The sequence below is a fragment of the Dysgonomonas mossii genome (assembly GCF_004569505.1).
Classification (GTDB): Bacteria; Bacteroidota; Bacteroidia; order Bacteroidales; family Dysgonomonadaceae; genus Dysgonomonas.
Map to the genome: position 1 here is coordinate 1 of NZ_SPPK01000019.1, position 909 is coordinate 909.

Annotated in this window: 1 rRNA gene; it reads left to right on the forward strand. The window is 51.6% G+C overall.

Annotation, left to right across the window (positions count from 1 at the left end):
• Positions 1-909: ribosomal RNA gene (locus tag E4T88_RS17205) — 16S ribosomal RNA — on the forward strand; the annotation flags it as partial.

Genomic DNA, 909 nt, shown 5'->3' on the forward strand with positions numbered 1-909 from the left:
GGGCGTAAAGCGCGCGTAGGCGGTTTCTTAAGGCTGATGTGAAAGCCCACGGCTCAACCGTGGATGGTCATTGGAAACTGGGGAACTTGAGTGCAGAAGAGGAGAGTGGAATTCCATGTGTAGCGGTGAAATGCGCAGAGATATGGAGGAACACCAGTGGCGAAGGCGGCTCTCTGGTCTGTAACTGACGCTGATGTGCGAAAGCGTGGGGATCAAACAGGATTAGATACCCTGGTAGTCCACGCCGTAAACGATGAGTGCTAAGTGTTAGGGGGTTTCCGCCCCTTAGTGCTGCAGCTAACGCATTAAGCACTCCGCCTGGGGAGTACGACCGCAAGGTTGAAACTCAAAGGAATTGACGGGGACCCGCACAAGCGGTGGAGCATGTGGTTTAATTCGAAGCAACGCGAAGAACCTTACCAAATCTTGACATCCTTTGATCGCTCTAGAGATAGAGTTTTCCCCTTCGGGGGACAAAGTGACAGGTGGTGCATGGTTGTCGTCAGCTCGTGTCGTGAGATGTTGGGTTAAGTCCCGCAACGAGCGCAACCCTTAAGCTTAGTTGCCATCATTAAGTTGGGCACTCTAGGTTGACTGCCGGTGACAAACCGGAGGAAGGTGGGGATGACGTCAAATCATCATGCCCCTTATGATTTGGGCTACACACGTGCTACAATGGATAATACAAAGGGCAGCGAACCCGCGAGGTCAAGCAAATCCCATAAAATTATTCTCAGTTCGGATTGTAGTCTGCAACTCGACTACATGAAGCTGGAATCGCTAGTAATCGTAGATCAGCATGCTACGGTGAATACGTTCCCGGGTCTTGTACACACCGCCCGTCACACCACGAGAGTTTGTAACACCCGAAGCCGGTGGAGTAACCTTTTATTAGGAGCTAGCCGTCGA